The organism is Sorangium sp. So ce1153, assembly GCF_051521595.1.
GTDB lineage: Bacteria > Myxococcota_A > Polyangia > Polyangiales > Polyangiaceae > Sorangium.
In genome coordinates this window covers 9,829,399-9,849,306 of sequence record NZ_CP150361.1, presented here as the reverse complement: position 1 = coordinate 9,849,306, position 19,908 = coordinate 9,829,399, and the positions used below count along the sequence as shown (strand labels likewise).

The window sequence follows — 19,908 nt, the reverse complement described above, 5'->3', positions numbered from 1 at the left end:
CGATCACCGCGCGCCGAGGTCCTCGATGCGGTAGCCGTCTGGATACGTGCGGCTCTTCGTCCGGGTGAGCAGGCGCGGCGAGCGCCGGCGGGGCATCGCCCGCAGCACCGGGCCGCGCGCGCGGAGCGCCGCCTCGACCGCGCGGCGCAGCGCGGGCGAGGGGCGCGGCAGCCCGACGGCGTCGAGCATGGGGTCGTCGATGAGCGCATGGATGACCTTCGCCCCGAGGGGCCGCAGGGCCCTCGGCAGCACCCAGCTCAGCATGAGGTCCCGCGTCGCGACGGCGAGCTTCCGGTTGTCCTCCGAGAACCGCAGGTGCTCCGCCTCGTAGTCCACGTTGAAGCGCTCGAACGCCTCGTAGCTCGGCGGGATATCCGTGATGTTCATGAGCGTCCCGACGTGCTTCCAGTAGTGGTACTGCGCGAGCTTCTCCTTCTCGGTCGGCTTGCGCCAGGCGAAGCGCTCGTTCCAGCGGATGGGCTCGAAGATGAACGTCGACAGCGTGTAGACGTACTCGTCGTTCGGGATCGTGTAGCGCCGGTGCTGCTGGTTCATGCGCCGCAGCGCCGCCCGGCCGCGCTCGCTGTCGTAGCCGTTCTCCAGCATCTCGGAGAGGATGAGGACCGTGTCGTCGTAACGCTTCTGGGTGCGCTCCAGGAGCTCCCCTGTCCGCACCAGGAGCGGTGTGCCCTTCGCGATGCCGAAGACACGGAGCAGCGCGAGCTCCAGGGCCCGGTGCGTGTCCCAGGGGAAATCATAGCACGTCGACAGAAATACGATCTCCTGATGATCCCTGACGGGATCGAGGTTTGCCTCGATGTGGTCGCGGATCGCATGGCGCGATCGCGATCGGGGAGGGGCCCAGCGCATGGAGAACTCCTGGTGAATATCCGCTCGATGTCACCGAGGCATCCATCATACCTCCGCGTATCCTGACGGAAACGTCGTTGAGCCAGTGGCACGACGAGGGTGGTGGTGATGATGACGAGGAGGATGGTGATGGCGGCGAGATGAGGTGAGGGCGGACGCCGCACGGCGACCCCCGACGTCGGATGAGGCGGGCCGGCCCGGCGAGCTGGCTGGTCGCGGCGCCGAGCCCGGCCCGGGCAGCGGCGGCCCGGGCGCCTGCGGGCAGGGGGACCGAGGCGCTCGAGGAGCTCAGTCCTGCGGGCGTCAGGGCGTGCGTGACCTGCGCGCAGGTGCCACCCTAGCTCCGTGCGGCCTGTCATTGACGACATGATCCAGGAGCTCCTTACACGCCATCGAGCGAGCGGACGGGTGGACCTCAACGACATCGCGGAGGTCATCGATGGCCGGCCGGTCTCGTACGAGGAGGTGGAGCACATCATCGATCGGCTTGAGTCGGAGGGCCTCAGGGTCGCCGAGCCGCTCGACACGGGCGACGTCGAGGTGCTCCGCGCTGTCCTCGCGAGCGCCAGGCGGCTCGCCGACGAGCTTGGGCGCAGGCCCACCATCGGCGAGATCGCGCTGGCCTGTGGCCATGCCCCGCACGCGGTGCGCCGGGCGCTGGAACAAGCGGGGCGGGTCAAGGCTTGCTGAGGAGGAGGCGTGCGGGCCCCTCCGGGCGCGGCGCGGCAAGCTGCGGCGCGGCGCGGCAAGGGCGCGCGCAGCGCGGCAGCGCGGCAGCGCGGCAGCAAACCGAGCGAAACAAACAAAACGAAAGGACAGCTTCGTTGATGCAAGACCGGAGCTCTATCGCGGTGTTACTATGGAGATGGAGGGGAGCTCTGTCGCCGTAGTCGATTGTTTCATCTACGCATCAGGGGGAAGGAAGGCTGGCCCGATGAACATCACGATCACGTTCCGGCACATGGTGGGTACCGAAGCCGTCAAGAAGCACGCTCACGAGAAGGTCGCCAAGCTCCAGAAATTTCTAAGGCAGGCGATGACGGCGCAGGTGACCCTCTCCGTCGAGGGCCTGGTACACGTCGCCGACGTCCGTATCTCCTCCGGCAGCCTGGCCTTCCAGGCGACCGAGCGGAGTGAGGACATGTATGCATCGATCGACATCGTCCTCGACAAGCTCGAACGGCAGATCCGCGATGGCAAGGGACACACCATCGCCCGAAAGCGCGGTGGCACGAGCGCCGGCGAGTACGCCGCCGAGGTGGAGCGGGAGGCTGCGGCGGCGCGCTCCAGATCGTGAGCGGCCGCGCACCGCGTGCGCTGCGCCGCTGAGGCGGCCTCGCTCGCGGCGTGAGCCGCCGGGCGCGCGGGTGAGCCGTCCGGCGCGCCGGTGAGCCGCCGGGCGCCGGGTGCTTCACAAGAGCCCTCCTGCGCGCCCGGCGAATCGCCGCGGCCGCTGCCGAGGCGGCCGCGCTCGCCGCCGGCGCCCTTCGCCGCCGGGCTGCGCCCCGGAGCCCGCGCGCAACCTGCCCGGGGAGACCTGCCTCCGCGGACCGCCTGGCGGTCGGCCCGCGGCGGTGGCGCGGAAGATCACCTCATTCTGGATCGCTCCTCGCGACCGCGTCCTTGAGTCGCGTACCCGTGGTCCACGGGGTACGATGGCGACGTCGGCGCGCTTGGCCCTGGCCGAGCGCAGCGCCCGCCGTCCCACGTGCGCCATCCCAGAGCCCCCTCACCTCGTCCGAGCGCCGAAATCAGCATGCAAGTCTGCGACATCTTGACCGCGCACCAGGTATCCGTCGCCAGCGAGCAGGAGGGGGTCGTCCGCTCCAAGGCCGACGCGCTCCGCCGGCTCGCCGCCCTGCTCGCGACGGGACAGCAGGGGGTCAAGAGCGAGGACATCGAGCGGGTGCTCGCCGAGCGCGAGCGCCTCCAGTCGACCGGCGTGGGCAGCGGCGTCGCCATCCCCCACGGCGCCATGGAGGGCGTCGAGCGGCTGATCGGCGCGGTCCTGCTCTGCCCGAAGCCGATCGACTTCGACGCGATCGACGGGGCGCCGGTGTCCATCCTCGTCGCCGTGATCGGCCCGAAGCGGGCCACCGGCGAGCACCTCAAGACCCTGGCGCGCATCTCCAGGCTCCTGCGGGACGAGACGTTCAGGAGGCGGTTGCTCGGCGCATCGACCGGGCGGGCGGCGTTCGAGCTCATCGCCGCGGAGGAAGGGAGGTCGGTATCGTGAGCGGCGCGCGAAGCAGCAGACAGGAAGGGGACGCGGGCGGCGCGGGCGGCGCGGGCGGCCAGAGGACGCCCCCGGCGGGCGGAGGGCGCGCGGACCGCCCCGTCCTGACGGTGCGGAGCCTGATGGCCGACGAGGGGCTCGGCATCGAGCTCTCGCTGATCGCGGGCGCCGCGGGCCTCGACCGGCCCATCATGAACACCCGCATCCAGAAATCGGGGCTGGCGCTCGTCGGACACTTCCACGGGATCGTCCCGACGCGGGTGCAGATCCTCGGGCAGACCGAGCTCTCGTTCCTCCACAAGCTCTCGCGCGAGGACCGGCTCCTGTCGCTGCGCGGCTTCTTCGAGCTCGGCCTTTGCTGCGTCATCCTCACGCAGGGCGACCAGCCGTTCGAGACGAACAGCTCCGGGATCGGGTTCTTCCCCGTGCCGGAGCTCGCCCAGTGCGCCGAGGAGTCCGGGACGCCGCTCCTCATCTCGGCGGTGCGGTCGAGCGTCACCATCACCGCGCTGCACGCGCTGCTCGACGACCGCCTGGCGCCGCGCATCCGCCTGCACGGCGTGCTCGTCGACGTGTTCGGCGTGGGCCTCTTGCTCATGGGCTCGAGCGCGATCGGCAAGAGCGAGTGCGCGCTCGATCTCGTGATGCGCGGCCACCGGCTCGTGGCCGACGACGCGGTCGAGTGCGACTACCGCCCGCCCGGCATGGTCTTCGGCTCTCCGGCCGAGCTCCTCCGCTACCACCTCGAGGTGCGCGGCCTCGGCATCCTCAACGTGAAGGACCTCTTCGGCGTCACCTCGATCCGCGAGCGCAAGCGGATCGACGTCGTGGTGAAGCTGGTCGAGTGGTCCAAGGACACCGAGTACGACCGGCTCGGGCTCGACGAGCGGTACCACACGATCCTCGGCGTGAAGATCCGGGAGCTCGTCATCCCGGTGCGCCCGGGCCGCGACATGGCGTCGATCCTGGAGGTCGCGGCCCGCAACGAGCTCCTGAAGAACGCCGGGTTCCACGCGGCGCGCGAGTTCTTCGGCAACGTCGAGGGCGAGCTGCTCGGCGAGCGCACGCCGGAGGAGTCGTCGGTGCCGCCGCCGGTGCGGTTCGCGGAGGAGGGGGGCCCGCGGAGCGCGGCGCCGCCCGGCCTGCCCCGGCCGCCGCGGCCCGGCCACGGGACGGACGTGCCGAGCCCGCCGAGCAGCGCCTTCCGGCAGCCGATCGACCGGGGGAGGCCGGCTCCGGACCGCGACCGCCCGAGCTCCGGGTTCGTCGCCACGGAGTCCTCCGTGAGCCTGCCGCGGCCGAGGAGGCGAGGATGAGCGGCGGGAGCGGTCATCAGCCGCCGTCCGAGGGCGCGCCGGGGCGCGTCGTCGTCGTCACGGGGCTCTCCGGCGCGGGCAAGTCCACGGCGCTCCACGCCCTGGAGGACCTCGGCTTCTTCTGCGTCGACAACCTCCCCACCTCGCTCGTCCGGTCGGCGGTCGAGGCGTGCGAGGCGGGCGGGATCACCCGCATCGGGCTCGGCATCGACGTCCGGGTCGGCTCGTTCCTCGCGGGCGCCACGGCGGCGCTCGACTCGATCCGGGTCGGCCGCGACGTGGTGATACTCTTCCTCGACGCCTCGGACGAGACGCTGCTCCGGCGCTTCAGCGAGACGCGGCGCCCGCACCCGCTGACGACCGGCGGCAGCGGCGCCATCGCGATGCTCGACGGCGTCCTCCTCGAGCGCGAGCGGCTGGCGTCGCTGCGGGCCAGGGCGACCATCGAGCTCGACACGACGCGGCTGTCGACGCACGACCTGCGCCGCGTCGTCCTCGAGCGGCTGCGCCCGGCGAAGGTGGACCTGCCCGTCATGTCCACCCGGTTCATCTCGTTCGGCTACAAGTACGGCATCCCGCTCGACGCCGATCTGCTCCTCGACGTCCGCTTCCTCGACAACCCGTATTTCGTCCACGGCCTCCGCGAGCTCACGGGCAACGACGAGCCCGTGCGGGAGTACATCCTGAAGAACCCGGACGCCCTCGAGTTCATCAGCAGGACGGAGCAGCTCCTGTCGTTCTGCATGCCGCGCTACGCCAGCGAGGGAAAGAGCTACCTCACCGTCGGCATCGGGTGCACCGGGGGCCGGCACCGCTCCGTCGTGCTCACCAACGTCCTCAGCGACAGCCTGCGGCGGAAGACCGGGCTCCCGATCACGGTCGTGCATCGAGACGTCGCTCGAGCGAGCGGTAGTATAGTACCCTCGGCGGGCGAGGGGTTGGCCGGGACCCCGAGCGTGGACCTCCGGCTGACGCCGCCTGGGGTGACCGCGCCGGAGTCTCGCCCGGCATCGGGCAAGAGAGCGACGGGGGGCGAGCGGTGACGACCGGGGCGGTAACGAGGCGCTTTACCATCATCAATGTGCGCGGGCTGCACGCGCGCGCCGCGACGAAGCTCGTGCAGCTCGCCGGGCGGTACGACTGCGAGATCTCCCTGACCGGGCCTGATGGGCAGTCGGCCAACGCGAAGAGCGTGATGGGCGTGCTGCTGCTCTGCGGCTCGATGGGCACGCAGATCGAGGTCCGCGCGACCGGCGATCAGGCCGCCGAGGCGGTCTCCGCCATCGGCGAGCTCATCGCCTCGCGCTTCGGAGAGCCCGAGTGACGCGCGGCCCGAGCGCGCTCCCCGCGGGGACCCCGGGCGAACAACCCGTCCCGGCAGACGCCGCTCGCGACGACTCGGCGTCGTCGGGGGTCCGGAGCGACCCGGCGGCGTCAGGGGTCCGGAGCGACCCGGCCGCGCCCGCCCGGAGCGACTCGATGGCGCCCGGCGCCCGGCGCGACTCGATGGCGCCCGGCGCCCGGAGCGACTCGATGGTGCCCGGCGCCCGGACCGAGACGCTGCGCGGCATCTCCGGGTCGCCCGGGGTCGCCATCGGCACCGCCGTCGTGATCGGCGGGCACCGGACGGACCACCCGCGCCGCCGCGTCAGCTCCAGCGAGATCGACGCGGAGGTCGCGCGCTTCGAGGCCGCGGTCGAGCGCGCGCAGGACGAGCTCCGCGACATGTCGAAGCGCCTCGGCAACCACCGCGCCGAGGCGTCGATCCTCGAGGCGTACCTGCTGATGCTGGGCGACGAGACGCTCGCCGACGCCGTGAAGCGCCAGGTCACGGACGAGCGGCGCTGCGCCGAGTGGGCGGTGGCCACCGCGTGCGAGGCGATCGCGGGCCGCTTCGCCGCGCTCGACGACCCGTACCTGCGCGAGCGCAGCCACGACGTGATGTTCGTCGGCGAGCGCCTGCTGCGCGCCTTCACCCTCCCGCCCCAGGAGCCGCCGTCCTCGCGCGACACGTCGCCGCTGTCCACCCGCAGCCTGATCGAGCTGCAGAACTCGATCGCCATGCCCGCGACGTTCGGCGCGGCGATCCCGCGCTTCTCCGGGCCGACCATCGTCATCGCGCACGACCTGTCGCCGGCCGACACGACGGCGATGGTCGACGAGCCGGTCGTCGGCTTCGTCACCGAGGTCGGCACGCGCACGAGCCACACCTCGATCATGGCCCGCGCGCTGGAGATCCCGGCCGTGGTCGGCGTCAGCGACGTGCTGCAGCGCGTGATCACGGGCGACGTCGTCGTGATCGACGGCCTGCGCGGCACGGTGATCGTGCGCCCCGGGCCCGCCGAGCTCGTGGAGGCGCGCGCCCGCGCCGAGCGCCACGTCGCGCTCGCGAAGGAGCTCTCGGAGTCGCGCCACCGCGCCGCCCAGTCGAAGGACGGCGTCAAGGTCTCGCTCCGCGCCAACGTCGAGCTCCCGGCCGAGGCGATCCTCGCCCGCGATCAGGGCGCGGACGGCATCGGCCTCTACCGCACCGAGTTCCTCTACATCGACCGCAAGTCGCCGCCCTCGGAGGACCAGCAGTTCGAGATCTTCCGCGCGGTCGTCGAGGCGCTCCGCCCGAAGCCGGTCACGCTGCGCACGTTCGACATCGGCGGCGACAAGTTCGTCTCCACCTTCCAGGTGCCGCCGGAGATGAACCCGATGCTCGGCCTCCGCGCGGTCCGGCTCGCGCTCTCGCGCCCCGACGTCTTCCTCGAGCAGCTCCGCGCCATGGTGCGCGCCTCCGCCTACGGCGACGTGCGGATCATGATCCCCATGGTCGCGGGCCTCGGCGAGCTCCGGCAGGTGCGCGCGCTGCTGCACCGCGCGCAGGAGCAGGTGCGCGCCCGCGGCCAGCCGTGCGCCGACGAGATCCCGCTCGGCGTGATGATCGAGGTGCCCTCCGCCGCGATCATGGTCGACCATTTCGCGCGCGAGGCCGCGTTCCTGAGCCTCGGGACGAACGACCTCATCCAGTACGCGCTCGCCGTCGACCGGACGAGCCGCTCGCTCGCTTACCTCGCCTCGCCGTTCGACCCGTCGATCCTCCGGCTGATCGCGAAGGTGATCCAGGCGGGGCAGGACTTCAGCCGGCCGGTCTCGATCTGCGGCGCCATGGCGAGCGACCCGCTCGCCGCCCTGCTCCTGCTCGGCCTCGGCATCCGCGACTTCTCGATGGAGGCCGCGGCGATCCCGGAGATCAAGGAGACGCTCCGGCGCGTGTCGCTCGTCGAGGCCGAGGCGGTCGCGGCCGAGGCGCTCGCCTGCGCCACGGCGGAGGAGGTCGAGTGCTGCGTCGCCGCGGCGTTCGCGCCCGATCTCTACGACCTGCTCACGGGAGAGCGCGAGACGAAGTGACCTGCATTGCAGGTCGGCCGCCTCGCCGCCTTCACCTCCTTTTCGCTTGAGCTCGCGTTGAGGGCTTCCTAGCGTGACGTCGCTTCATGAAGTCCCGTAAAGCCATGGGCGCGGCGCCGGGGGCCACGACACTGCCCTCCGAGGCTCCCCTCTCTCCGGCGGCTCCCGCGACAAGCGCGACGCCCGCGACGGGCTCGGCGCGCGTAACGCGCGTTGCGCAGTTCGCGTCCCGCGCGTCGCGCGCGCTCCTGGCCGGCGCGGTCGCGCTCGGCCTGGGCGCGGCGGGCTGCGAGCAGGAGCCGCCGCCCACGCGGCTCGTGGGGCAGGTGCACCTGACGCTGCTCCACACGTCGGACATCCACTCGCGGCTCTTCCCGTACAACCTGCAGCTCGGCCAGGTCGACGCGGGGCTCGGCCTCGGCGAGGCGACCACCATCGCGAACGTCGGCGGCGCCGCGCGCATGTCCCATATCATCGGCCGCGAGCGCGCGCGGTCGTCGCGCGTGCTGCACCTCGACGGCGGCGACTGCTTCCAGGGCGCGCCGATCTTCAACTTCTACTCGGGCGAGGCGGAGATCCGCACCCTCGGCGCGATGGGCGTCGACGCCATGATCGTCGCCAACCACGAGTTCGATCGCGGCGCGCTCAACCTCGGCATCCAGCTCCAGCAGCACGCCGGCTTCCCCATCCTCGCGGCGAACTACCAGCTCGAGGACCCCGCGCAGCCCGGCGCCTCGCCGCTCGGCGCGATCCTTCAGCCGTTCACGGTCTTCGACCTGGAGGGCCTCCGGGTCGGCGTCATCGGCATGGGCAACCTCTCCAGCCTGACGTCGATCTTCGAGGCGCCGAACCGGCTCGGCATCACCCCGCTGAACACCACCGAGGTCGCCCAGTTCTACGTCGACCTGCTCCGCCCCACGGTCGACGTCATCGTCTTCGTCACGCACCTCGGGCTCGACGTCGACGAGCAGATGATCGAGACGACCACGGGCATCGACGTCGTGCTCGGCGGGCACAACCACATCGTGCTCCAGCCGCCGAAGCGCGTGCGCGACTGCTCGCGGTACTACGACGAGGAGAAGCAGAGCCACTACATCCTCCTGAACGACGAGCGCTCCCCCGAGCAAGGCGAGAAGCGCCGGCGCTACTGCGCCCCGCGCGACGTGGTCCTCGCGCACTCCGGCGCGTTCGCGAAGTTCGTCGGCCGCCTCGACCTCGTGCTGTCGAAGGACCCCTCGGAGCTCGGCGCCGCCTACGACCCGCTGAACGGCTTCGAGGTGGTCTCGGACCGGTACGAGCTCTTCCCGGTGACCGAGAGCGTGCCGGCCGATCCGATCGTCGCCTCGGTGCTCGAGCCGTACGGGCAGGGGCTCGACGCGCTCGCGAACCTCGAGCTCCTCGTCGGCTACGCGCTCGACGGCTCGCGCCGCGTGTCGACGAGCGGCGGCGACTCGCCGCTCGGCAACCTGATCGCCGCGGCGATGTGGCTGCGCCTCGGCATCCAGACCGACTTCGCCCTCACGAACACGACGGGCATCCGCGCCGACCTCGTGCCCGGCCCGGTCACGGTCGAGCAGATGTTCAACATCTTCCCCTTCGACAACTCGATCTCGAAGATGCAGCTCTCCGGGCTGGAGGTGCAGGACCTCTTCGACTTCGTGGCGCGCCGCTCGAGCGGCCGCGGGTGCGTGTCGCAGGCGCAGATCGCGGGCGCGCGGGTCGTCATCGACTGCACCGCGCGCCCGTCCCCGGGCGCCGCGCCCGGCGTCGCGACCCACGTCTACATCGGCGCCCACGAGCCGCGGATCGCGTGCCCGAACGGCGACGCCGACTGCCCGGGCGGCGAGGTGGGCAGCTGCGACGTCGAGGCGAACCGGTGCTGGCAGCCGATCGACCCGATCGCGACCTACGAGCTGGCGACGTCGAACTACCTCGCGCAGGGCGGCAGCGGGTTCCGGGTGCTCCAGCGCAACACGACCCAGTTCGACACCCAGGTGCAGCAGCGCGACGCGCTCATCGACTACATCCGCGCCGGCGGCCCTTGCGGCGCGGGCGAGGACGGCAAGCTCCCGACGTGCCGCGCGGACAGCGACTGCGAGGAGGCCCTCGGCGAGGACTACGTCTGCGCGTGCCCCGAGTCGGTCGTCGAGGGGCCTGTGTGCCGGACCGGCGACGCGCCGTGCTCGGCGGGGGCGTGCGTGCTCGCGCGCTGCCGCGACGACGTGGCGGCCTACCAGCGCGACGTCTGCGCGGCGGCGCCGACGGCCGAGGTGCGGCGGCAGTGCGAGAGCGCGCTCGCGCCGTGCAGCGCCGCCGGCGAACAGTGCAAGTACCTGGCGTGCGTCGACCGGCGGCTCGGGAACTTCTCCGACGGTCGCCTGCGGATGGTGGGCCAGTGACGGCGCGGGCGCGGCTCCGGGCGGGGCTCGCGGCGCTCACGGCGACCGCGGCCACGGCGCTCGCCGGGTGCGGCAGCGACGGCGAGCCCCCCCGCGGCGTCTCGAGCTTCTGGGTCAAGGTCGAGAAGGTGAACGGGGAGGCGCCGCCCTCCGCCGACGAGCCCATGCCGGCGAACCGCGGCGACACGGTCGACACCTGGGACTTCCGGATCGAGGCGCGCGACCCGGCCGGCCGCCGGGCGCCCTTCGACGGCGTGGTCCGGCTCAGCGTCGAGCCCGGGGCCGTGATCGACGTCGAGGCCGCCGAGGAGGGCGTCGCCGTGGGCCGCAACATCCGCCTGCGCGGCGGGGTCGCGGTGGGCGCGGTCCACGTGACGGCGGTCTACGGCCCCACCCGGCTCTGGGCCGAGGACATCGGCTACCAGCCCGCGGCCCGGGGGGACCAGCCCGCGTGCTCGAACGGCGCCAACGACGACGCGCCCGGCGACGTGCTCATCGATTTCCCCGCCGACCCCGGGTGCGCCTTCGCCGACGACGACACCGAGGAGGGCGGCTCCTTCAGCGCCGGCGCCTCGAAGCCCGTCGCCTACGCCCTGCCGCGCGTCGCCGACGTCCAGGGCGGCGGCTCGGCGACGCCTTACGCGTTCGAGGGGATGGAGATCAACACCGCGGCCCCCCAGCAGGTCGTCGTCACGCGCGTCGCGAGCGACGGCTTCTACGTCACCGACCTGGCGGGCCAGGACACCGGCTTCAACCACCTCTTCGCGTACAACTTCAACACCCCTGCCAACATGCGAGTCTGCGATCGGCTCGAGTACCTCGCGGGCACGGTGAACGAGTTCTTCGGCTTCACCGAGCTCTCGTTCCCCTCCTACGAGATCGCGCCCTTCCAGGAGGGCACGGCGTGCCCGGTCCCGGAGCCCCGCGTGCTCGACGGGCCTACGATCGCCGACGCCACCGCCATGGAGCGGCTCGAGAGCGGGCTCGTGCGCGTCGAGGGGGTCCACATCAGCAAGAACTTCGGCCCGAAGCCCGCGCGGGACAACGTCTTCGCCCCGGACCAGTCGAACTGCGACCTGAGCGGCGATGGCCAGATCGACTTCGAGAGCCCGGCCGAGGGGAGCTGCGCGAACGCGTGCTCGCGCGACCCCGAGTGCAGCGAGTGGACGGGCTACTCGGCGCGCGGCAACTACAAGGTCACGGACGGATCGAGCATGATCCAGATCCAGACGGCCACGGTGAGCGACTTCGATCCGACCTCGCACCGGGGCCGGGAGCTCGGCGCGGTGACTGGCACGCTCCGGAACTTCTCGGGCGGCTCGCTCAACTGGACGATCGAGGCCCGCTGCCCGGACGATCTCGTCTGCGACGCGCCTGGCTGCGCGCCCGCCGTGAAGAGCTCGAAGGAGGCCTGCGTGCGGATGCGCAGCCTCGACGACAACGACGCGGAGACCAACTAGGACACCGAACAGGTTGAACCCCTGAGAAAATGAACCACAGAGGCACAGAGGGCACAGAGGAAGAGAAAGAGAGAGAGATTTTTATCTTCTCTCTTCCTCTGTGCCCTCTGTGCCTCTGTGGTTCAAATCTCTTCATTCCCGGGCGTTTCGAGCTATCGGTGCTCTAGCCCTCTCCTCCTTTGCCGCGGCCGCGCTGCCCCGCCGCATCACCCAGGCCCCAAGGAAGTCCACCGCCCGCCATGCACCGAAGCGCGCTCCTCGCCCCCGCTGTCTCCGCGGCCCTCCTGCTCACCCTCGCGCCGGCGGCGCTCGCGCAGCCCCAGCCCGGCCCCGCCCAGCCCGCCCCGGTCCCGGCCGGGCCCGCGCCCGCCCAGGCCGCGCCGGCCCAGGCGGTGCCGGCGCCCGCGCCGGCCGCGCCGGCCGCGCAGCCCGCCGCGCCGGTCCAGGCGCCTGCCGCGGCGGCCCCGGAGCCCGTAGCGCCGGGCCCGGAGCCCGCCGCGCCGCCGCCGGCCCCGCCCTCGTCCACGCCGCCGGCGACGCTGCCCCTGGCGTCCACCGTGCCGCAGCTGCCAGGCCCGCCGCCGGAAGCGGCGCAGGCGGCGGAGGATCCCGTCCGGGTGGGCGACGCGATGGACACGCGCCTCACCTGGACCTTCGGCGACGACGACCTGCTCCACGACACGGGCCAGACAACGCCGATCTCGCCGAACCCGAGCATCGGCGACCGGAAGCAATACCGGCTCTTCTTCGACAACCTGAACTCCCGGTTCAGCGGGCGCGAGAACCTGACGCACCTCGCGCTCTACCGGCGGATGCCGGGGTTCATCCGCGGGCTGGACACCGAGGCCTCGCTCGTCCTGCGGATCGACATCGCGGCGCTGTCCAGGAACACCAACAACGTCAATCAGGCGCTCTACGACGCCGGCTCGTTCATCCGCGCCTTCTATCACACGGACGGCAGGGTCGACGGGAAGACCGGGGTGGGCGTCACGCTCTGGCCCCTCGACACCGATCGCTTCCGCCTCGGCTACCTCTACGACATCTCGTGGGGCGGCACGAACGCGTCGATCAACCAGTCCATCTTCCCGCGCATCATCGGCAGCGCGCCCGGCGCCAAGGTCCAGTACGACACCGAGCGATTCAGCGTGTATGCGGGGCTCAAGATCGCCAGCCTGACCCAGACGCAGCGGGTGCTCCTCTCCGGGACGAGCGAGGTCGACCAGATCAGCATCGCGCAGACGAACTACGGTGTCCTCGTCGGCGGCGGCGCCGAGCTCCACCCCTACGTGCACGCCGACCTCGGCGCCGGCTACTTCCAGCAGGGCAGGTTCGACTGGCCCGACGTCGCGGGCGAGCCGGTCTACACCTACGGCGCCTCGGCCCGCATCGTCGCCCACAAGAAGGGCGAGCCGATCCCGCAGTCGGTCGACTTCCTGCTCTACCGCAACGACCCGAACCGGCCGCAGATCATCTTCAAGCCCGAGACGTACACGCCGGGCAACACGACGTGGGCGGTGAGCCTCGAGGCGTCGAACCTCTTTCAGAACCTCAAGGACTTCGAGTCCGCGGGCGCGACCACCCACCAGGCGGCCCGCGCCGGGGCCGTCCAGGGGGTCATCAAGTCAGGGTACGCGCGCGCGAGCCTCACCGGCATCTACCGCGATCTGCCGTTCGTGCTGCGCAACCAGCCGAGCTTCATCCCGTTCCAGACGATCCCTGACGTCCGCGGCGCCTCGACGGCCGACGAGCTGTTCTTCGCCCTGGCCGCCGACTACTACATCGCTTCCGCGCGGCTCACCCCCGGTATCGGCGCGGGGCTCCAGTTTCCCGCCTCGTTCCGGACGACCTCCTTCGACGCCTACAGCGCGCCGATCGCCCGCACCGTGGTCGTGCGCGAGCAGGGCAACCTCTCGATCCTCCCTTACGACACGTCCGCTGTCCCCATCGTCCAGGCCCGCGTGAGCCTCAAGTGGGATATCAGCAAGATCCTCTCCGCGGTCGCGTGGGCCCAGTACGTGCGCGACAACAACGGCACCTTCATGCAGCGCGACCCGTCCGAAGGCACGGTGGCGCTGCGCACCTTCGTGAACCCGGACTTCTTCGGCCTCGGCACGAGCGTCCAGGCCCGCTTCTGACGCGGCGGCCGCCGCTGCGCCCCCGTACCCGCGCCGTCACGCAGCGCGCCGTCACGCCCTGCGCCGCCGCGCTGCGCGCTCATCGCGGCTGGAACGCCTTGAAGGCCGACACGGCCCGCTGCGTGGTGCTCACCGTCTCGACGATGCGGAAGCCGCCGCGCAGGTAGAAGCCCTCGAAGTGGAGGACGCTCTCCCCCTCGGCGGGCTCGATCTCCCAGTAACGCGAGAGCTCCTTCGACGTGCCGAGCACCGCGATCCGCCGCCACCCGGACGGGATCATGCCAGTCCACTCCGGCCCGCGCTTCTCCGTCAGCTCGAAGTCGTCGCGGCTGTGCTTCACCCGGAAGCTCGCGTCCGGGCCCGAGCCGATGCGCGCGTCGAGCATGCCCCCGGGCGGCCCCTTGGCCTCCTGATCTTGCCGCCGCGGCCCGCGCTTGCTCACGCGGTAGCCCGCGACCGAGTGCGGATCGAGGTAGTAGGTGCCCCCCTCCTTGGTCGCGCGCAGCCGCCCCGCGTAGATCGCCTGGCGCACGGCGCTCTCCGAGATGCCGAGCTGCTGCGCCGCCTCCGGCACCGTCACCGTGTAGCGCGCCCGCGGCGTGGCCGGCGCGGAGTCGGGCGGCAGCCGCTTGCGCGCCACGCAGTCGAGCATCACGTGGAACGCCGGATCGCGGTACACGTCGGCGGTCGCGACGCTCCGGCCCGCGACCGAGGTCCTGTCCAGCAGCGGGTTCTCCGGGCCGAGGACGAGGTCGGTCAGCTCGGCCTCGGACACGGACGGATCCCTGGCCGCGGTCAGCACCCGGCACAGGAACGTCCCGAGCTCGCCGGTCGGCGTCGCGAACTCGACCGTCTCGCCGGACAGCAGCGTGTATTGCGTCTTCATCTCGCCCCTTCGAAGCTCGTCTCGTGCGCTCTCCCGCGCCGCGCGCCGCACGCGTGCCCGGGGCCACGCGAGCCCGATCCGTCCAGAAGCCGGACGAAGTCCCTGGATGGCGCCGCTCCCGGCGCCCGCAGGCGGATCTCACCCCATCGGGGTCGCCGCGCCGGCGGAGCCCGCCTCATGGACAGGACCGCCCGCGCGTCGCCCCTCGGGCACGCGTTCAGCGCCGCAGCTACGTATTACTGTATGCCCGTTCAGTCAGTTTGCGTCTAGTGCCTTCGCGCCCTGGTAGGACAAAACCCGTCCCGCACTGCGGCGGTTCGCTGTCCGCAACTATCTGAAACGACTCATTTATTCTGTGCGCTTAGAACGCGAGGAACCCGCGGAAAAATCGTCGACCCCCGCAAACCGGTGCGATCCAGGGCGCCGGAGCCGGCGCGGTGCCCGGGCTCGCAGGGAGACCCACGAGGGGGCTGTTCAGTGCCCGGGGGCACGGTCTGTTCAGGGGGCGGGCTTCTGCCGCGTCTCGGCGAGGGCCTGGATCGTGTCGGGGTCGTGGTCGCGGATGAGGTCCACGCCGTTGCGCGCGAACTGGACCGCCGCGGCCAGCGCGGTCCGGCTGCGCTCGCGGTCGATGGCCCACGCCGCGTGCCGCACGAGCAGCGCGAGCTGCAGCGCCCGGCCCAGCGTGATCGCCACCCTCCGGGCGCCCGCCTCGAGGCCGTCGCGGTCGGTGGCGGACATCTCCTTGATCCACGCGCGCGCGTGGGACACGGCGCGCGACGCGGCGGTCTCCGCCTCGGCGAGCTTCGGCTCGACCACGCCGGTGAGGAGGCGCGCCACCTCGGCCGCGAGGATGTCGAGCGAGCTGTCCTTCAGGATCACCCGCAGCGCGTCGAGCGAGAGCACGTTCGTCGTGCCCTCCCAGATCGTGAGGACCTGCGCGTCCCGGAGCAGCCGCGGCAGCCCCGTGTCCTCCACGTAGCCGGCCCCGCCGAACGCCTCGAGCACCTCGCTCAGCACCGACACCGCCTGCTTGGCCGTCGTCAGCTTCGTGATCGGGATGATCAGCCGCAGGAGCTTCGCCTCCGACTCGGTGAGCGACCCCGTCTCCTCGCGCCCGAGCAGCTCGATCGCGCGGAAGGTCAGGTGGAAGGCGCCCTCGAACTCGGCCTGGAGCTCGGCGAGCGTGTCCATGTGCAGCGGCTTCTCCGCGAGCGGCGTGCCGAACTGGACCCGGCGCTGGGCGTAGGAGCGCGCCAGCGCGAGCCCCCGCCGCATCCCCGCGATCGCGCTGACGGCGTTCCAGGTGCGGGTGACGTTGAGCATCGGCGCGATCGACCGGACGCCGTTCGACAGGCCCGCGACCGGCGTCGCCAGGGCGCCCTCGAGCGCGATCTCGGCGGTCGGGACCTTGCGGGTGCCGAGCTTGTCCTTCAGCCGGTTGAGCACGATGCCCTCGCGGCGCCCGTCGTCGCCGGCGAGCTCCAGGTAGAACAGCGCGAGCCCGCGGCTGCCCTCCGGGTTGCCCTCGGGGCGCGCGAGCGCGAGCGCCATCTCGGACGTGGCCGACGAGGCGAACCACTTCGTCCCGTAGAGCCGGTAGGCCCCGTCCGGCCCCGGCCGCGCCACGGTCTCGGTCCGCCCCACGTCCGAGCCGCCGGCGCGCTCCGTCATCCACTGGCCCGACGTCCAGGCGGCGGCGGGGTCGCGGCTCGTCAGCCGGGGCACCGCGCGGTCGATGAGCGCGCGGTTGCCGCTCGCGAGGAGCGTCCGCGCGGCGCCGTCGGTCATCGCGAGCGGGCAGGTGTACACGTCGCTCGACGCGTCGAAGAGGTACGCCAGCGCGAACTGGTGGACGCGCGAGAACGCGCCGTGCGCCCGCTCGTACGCCGCGGCGACCACCCCGTGCTCGCAGGCGATGCGGGCCGCCTCCTTCCAGAGCTGCGTCACCTCGACGTGGTCGACGCGCTGGCCCCAGGCGTCCCACGACGTGAGCTTCGGCTCGTTGGGGCGGTCCGCGATCTGCAAGCGGTAGAGGTGGCCGCCGGCGAGCTCGCCCATCTCCCGCAGCGAGGGCGTGATCGACGCGGCCACCTCGCGCGGCAGCGCGCGCGAGAGATAGGACCGCAGCACGCGATCGTCGTCGTACTGGTTCCCGAGCGTGGGGGGGTCTTGATAGAAAGCCACCGGCCGACTCCTAGGTTGTGCGCCGCAGCCCGAACGATGCGACGCGGACGCGCCGATCCGCGCTCCGCGCGCCCCCATGCGGGGGCGCGCGGCGACTCGCAGCCTCGATAAACTCGAAGCTACTGAACCCGTCCCATCCGGTTCAACAGGAAGCCGAAGCTGCGTCGCGGCGACGCAGCGATCGGTGAACCTCTGCTGTCAATTTCAGCGCGATCGCCGCTTTCTGTGCGGTATCCGCGTGCCTTGTCGCACGAAAAGAAGCGCAAGTCGCTCTATGTGCGGTTCTTGACTTCTCCGATGTACCAATGCATATGGCTGCCGGTGAAGCTCTCGAACAAGGGTCGCTACGGTGTGCGCGCATTGTTCGATATCGCCTTCCACAACGACGGGCGGCCGACCCAGATCCGGGAGATCTCGGAGCGCGAGCTCATCCCGGCGCGCTTCCTCGAGCAGATCTTCCAGGATCTGAAGAAGGCCGGGCTCATCAGCTCGAAGCGGGGGCCGCGCGGCGGCTACCACCTCGCGCGGCCCGCGAGCGAGATCAGCCTGGGGGACGTCGTCCGCGCCCTCGAGGGGCCGGTCGCGGTGATCGCGCCCGACGACGAAGGCAATCCGGAGAGCTCGCCGCTCGACCCGCCCACGGCCGTGTTCCACGATCTCGCGAGCGCGATCGAGCGCTGTTTCGACTCGGTGTCGATCGCCGACGTCTGCGAGCGCGGCGTCGAGCTCGGCGTGCGCCGCAAGGGGCGGCCGGAGCGATCGACCTACGTGATCTGAGCCGACAACCATGAGAAGCCCCGACCGAGCCGCCCCGTCCCCCGGCGTCCCCCGCGCAACCGCGGAGGACGCGGTCCAGCTGCCGCCGCTGCCGTCGCACCCGCGCGTCGTCGACAGCGTGCTCGACCTCGTGGGCGACACGCCGCTCTTCGAGATCCGGCGCGTCGACGCGGCGACGCCCCGGGGGCGCGTGTTCGGCAAGGCCGAGCAGCACAACCCGGGCGGCTCGCTGAAGGACCGGATCTGCCTCGCGATGGTCGAGGGCGCCGAGGCGCGCGGGCTGCTTGGCGCGGGCGCGGGCGGCGTCGTCATCGAGCCGACGTCGGGGAACACCGGCATCGGGCTCGCGATCGTGTGCGCGGCCAAGGGGTACCGGTGCATCCTGACGATGCCGGCGAGCATGAGCCTCGAGCGGCGCCAGCTCCTCGAGGCCTACGGCGCGGAGGTCGTGCTGACCGAGCCCGAGCTGCAGATGGAGGGCGCAATCGACAAGGCCCGCGAGCTCGCGGCCGAGATCCCGGGCGCGATCATCCTCAGCCAGTTCGACAACCCCGACAACCCGCGGGTCCACGCGGAGACGACGGCGCGGGAGATCCTCCACGCGATGGCCGGCCTCGACGCGCCCGGGCAGCCCGGCCCCCGGCAGTCGCTGGCGATCGACGCGTTCGTCGCCGGCGTGGGGACGGGCGGCTCGGTGAGCGGGGTCGGGCGCGTGCTCAAGCGGCTGCGCGCCGCGACGCGCGTCATCGCGGTCGAGCCCGAGTCGTGCGCGACGATCTCGCGCGGCGAGCGCGGGCCGACGAAGATCCAGGGGCTCGCCGCCGGCTTCGTCCCCGACAACTACGATCGGCGCGTGGTCGACGAGGTGCGCACGGTCAGCGATCGCGACGCGTACGAGACGAAGGTGGCGCTCGCCCGGCAAGAGGGGCTGCTCGTCGGCATCAGCGCGGGCGCCGCGGTGCGGGTGGCGCTCGACGTCGCCCGCGAGCTCGGCCCGGACGCGAACGTGGTGACCGTCCTCTGCGACACGGGCGAGCGGTACTTCAGCCTGGACGAGTACTTCCGATGAGCGGCGGCGACGGCGAGACGGTCCGCGGGTGCGTGCTCCTCGTCGGCGCGGGGGGGATCGGCGGGCCCGCCGCGCTCGCGCTGGCCGCGGGCGGCGTGCGCGAGCTCCGGGTCGCCGACGACGACGAGGTCGAGCTCACCAACCTGCACCGGCAGATCCTGTTCGACGACGACGACATCGGCCGCCCGAAGCTCGACGCCTTCACCGAGGCGCTGCGCCGCCGTTTCCCGAAGGTCCGCGTCGATCGCCGGTTCGGCCGGTTCACGCCGAGCTCGGCGGCGGCCCTGATGCCGGGCGTCTCGGTCGTCGTCGACGCGACCGACAACTTCGCGTCGCGGTTCCTGATCGCCGACGTGTGCCGCCTCACCATGACGCCGGTCGTGCACGCGGCGGCGGTGCGCTGGCGCGCGACGGTGATGGCGGTCGCGGCGGGCGGGGGGCCTTGCTACCGCTGCCTGTTCGAGGACCTGCCGACCGGCGAGGCGCCGGATTGCGCTACGGCCGGGGTGGCGGGCCCTGTGTGCGGCGTCGCGGGCGCGATCGCGGCGGATCGGGCGCTCGCGATCCTGAAGGGCGACACCTCGATCTTCGGCCGGATCGCGACCTACGACGGCCTCACCGACGCGCTGCGGAGCGTGCCCGTCGCCGCGCGGTCCGCCTGCGCCCTGTGCGGCGCTCGCGCCGCGATCGCGACCATCGACGCATCCCGTTACGTGAACTCGTGTGCTGCACAAGGGGACAGCGAGAGCGGCTCCCCGACCCACGTTGAAGGGGACAGCGAGAGCGGCTCCCCGACCCACGTTGAAGGGGACCGCGCAAGCGGATCCCCGACGTACGTTGATGAACGGAGCCGCGAGAGCGGCTCCCCGATCCACCTCAACACTGGAGAGCAAGACCATGGCTGACACCGCGACCGTCCGCATCCCGACCCCGCTCCGCACCCTCACCGGCGGACAGGACGAGGTCAAAGCCGCCGGCGGCACCGTCGGCGAGCTCATCGAGAACCTCGAGAAGAGCTACCCCGGCATCCGCGACCGACTCCTCGACGACAAGGGGGTGCGGCGCTTCGTGAACATCTTCGTCGGCGACGAGGACATCCGCTTCCTCGACGGGCTGAAGACGCCGGTGAAGGGCGGCGACCAGGTCGCGATCGTCCCCGCGATCGCCGGGGGCTGAG

17 protein-coding genes are annotated in these 19,908 nt (G+C 72.0%); 14 read left to right on the top strand and 3 right to left on the bottom strand.

The window, feature by feature from the left end; translation table 11 throughout:
• Positions 1–3: 3 nt before the first annotated feature.
• A complete protein-coding gene (locus WME85_RS35475; protein ID WP_437827523.1) occupies positions 4–870 on the bottom strand; it encodes an oxygenase MpaB family protein in 867 nt (288 codons plus the stop codon).
• A gap of 366 nt (positions 871–1,236) precedes the next feature.
• On the opposite strand from WME85_RS35475, the gene WME85_RS35470 reads away from it, so the two are divergent.
• From WME85_RS35470 to WME85_RS35425, 10 genes are all read left to right on the top strand, one after another.
• Positions 1,237–1,560, top strand: coding sequence for a sigma-70 domain-containing protein (locus tag WME85_RS35470; RefSeq protein WP_437827522.1), 324 nt, complete (start codon positions 1,237–1,239; stop codon positions 1,558–1,560).
• Between the two features lie 244 nt (positions 1,561–1,804).
• Positions 1,805–2,167, top strand: coding sequence for a ribosome hibernation-promoting factor, HPF/YfiA family (hpf, locus tag WME85_RS35465; RefSeq protein WP_437827521.1), 363 nt, complete (start codon positions 1,805–1,807; stop codon positions 2,165–2,167).
• A 459-nt stretch (positions 2,168–2,626) separates the two neighbouring features.
• Positions 2,627–3,106 carry a PTS sugar transporter subunit IIA gene (locus tag WME85_RS35460; protein ID WP_020738744.1) on the top strand — a complete coding sequence of 160 codons (480 nt, stop codon included), beginning with the start codon at positions 2,627–2,629 and terminating at the stop codon, positions 3,104–3,106.
• Positions 3,103–4,422 (top strand): HPr(Ser) kinase/phosphatase, encoded by a 1,320-nt coding sequence (hprK, locus tag WME85_RS35455; RefSeq protein WP_437827520.1) that lies wholly within the window; start codon positions 3,103–3,105, stop codon positions 4,420–4,422. The genes WME85_RS35460 and hprK overlap by 4 nt, the downstream gene beginning before the upstream one ends.
• Positions 4,419–5,465 (top strand): RNase adapter RapZ, encoded by a 1,047-nt coding sequence (gene rapZ / locus WME85_RS35450; protein WP_437827519.1) that lies wholly within the window; start codon positions 4,419–4,421, stop codon positions 5,463–5,465. Before hprK ends, rapZ begins: the two co-directional genes overlap by 4 nt.
• Positions 5,462–5,746 carry an HPr family phosphocarrier protein gene (locus WME85_RS35445; protein WP_436622048.1) on the top strand — a complete coding sequence of 95 codons (285 nt, stop codon included), beginning with the start codon at positions 5,462–5,464 and terminating at the stop codon, positions 5,744–5,746. Before rapZ ends, WME85_RS35445 begins: the two co-directional genes overlap by 4 nt.
• Entirely contained in the window at positions 5,743–7,818 is a 2,076-nt protein-coding gene (ptsP, locus tag WME85_RS35440; RefSeq protein WP_437827518.1) for a phosphoenolpyruvate--protein phosphotransferase, read from the top strand. Before WME85_RS35445 ends, ptsP begins: the two co-directional genes overlap by 4 nt.
• 86 nt (positions 7,819–7,904) lie before the next feature.
• Positions 7,905–10,217, top strand: coding sequence for a bifunctional metallophosphatase/5'-nucleotidase (locus tag WME85_RS35435; protein WP_437827517.1), 2,313 nt, complete (start codon positions 7,905–7,907; stop codon positions 10,215–10,217).
• Entirely contained in the window at positions 10,214–11,677 is a 1,464-nt protein-coding gene (locus WME85_RS35430) for a hypothetical protein (RefSeq protein WP_437827516.1), read from the top strand. The genes WME85_RS35435 and WME85_RS35430 overlap by 4 nt, the downstream gene beginning before the upstream one ends.
• Positions 11,678–11,916: 239 nt before the next feature.
• Positions 11,917–13,812 (top strand): hypothetical protein, encoded by a 1,896-nt coding sequence (locus WME85_RS35425; protein ID WP_437827515.1) that lies wholly within the window; start codon positions 11,917–11,919, stop codon positions 13,810–13,812.
• A 79-nt stretch (positions 13,813–13,891) separates the two neighbouring features.
• On the opposite strand, the gene WME85_RS35420 is transcribed toward WME85_RS35425, so the two are convergent.
• Both WME85_RS35420 and WME85_RS35415 read right to left on the bottom strand, forming a co-directional pair.
• Positions 13,892–14,698 carry a helix-turn-helix domain-containing protein gene (locus WME85_RS35420; RefSeq protein ID WP_437827514.1) on the bottom strand — a complete coding sequence of 269 codons (807 nt, stop codon included), beginning with the start codon at positions 14,696–14,698 and terminating at the stop codon, positions 13,892–13,894.
• A 498-nt stretch (positions 14,699–15,196) separates the two neighbouring features.
• The gene (locus WME85_RS35415; protein ID WP_437827513.1) at positions 15,197–16,885 is read right to left on the bottom strand and encodes an acyl-CoA dehydrogenase family protein; all 1,689 of its coding nucleotides are present in this window, start codon (positions 16,883–16,885) and stop codon (positions 15,197–15,199) included.
• Between the two features lie 297 nt (positions 16,886–17,182).
• Between WME85_RS35415 and WME85_RS35410 the strand changes: the two genes are divergently transcribed.
• The 4 genes from WME85_RS35410 to WME85_RS35395 are packed head-to-tail and all read left to right on the top strand — an operon-like array spanning position 17,183 to position 19,907.
• The gene (locus WME85_RS35410; RefSeq protein ID WP_437303466.1) at positions 17,183–17,662 is read left to right on the top strand and encodes an RrF2 family transcriptional regulator; all 480 of its coding nucleotides are present in this window, start codon (positions 17,183–17,185) and stop codon (positions 17,660–17,662) included.
• Between the two features lie 10 nt (positions 17,663–17,672).
• Positions 17,673–18,731: a cysteine synthase A gene (cysK, locus tag WME85_RS35405; RefSeq protein ID WP_437827512.1), complete on the top strand. Its 1,059-nt coding sequence runs from the start codon at positions 17,673–17,675 to the stop codon at positions 18,729–18,731.
• Positions 18,728–19,636 carry a HesA/MoeB/ThiF family protein gene (locus WME85_RS35400; protein WP_437827511.1) on the top strand — a complete coding sequence of 303 codons (909 nt, stop codon included), beginning with the start codon at positions 18,728–18,730 and terminating at the stop codon, positions 19,634–19,636. The genes cysK and WME85_RS35400 overlap by 4 nt, the downstream gene beginning before the upstream one ends.
• Entirely contained in the window at positions 19,629–19,907 is a 279-nt protein-coding gene (locus WME85_RS35395; protein ID WP_437303463.1) for a MoaD/ThiS family protein, read from the top strand. Before WME85_RS35400 ends, WME85_RS35395 begins: the two co-directional genes overlap by 8 nt.
• The last annotated feature ends 1 nt before the right edge of the window (position 19,908 follow it).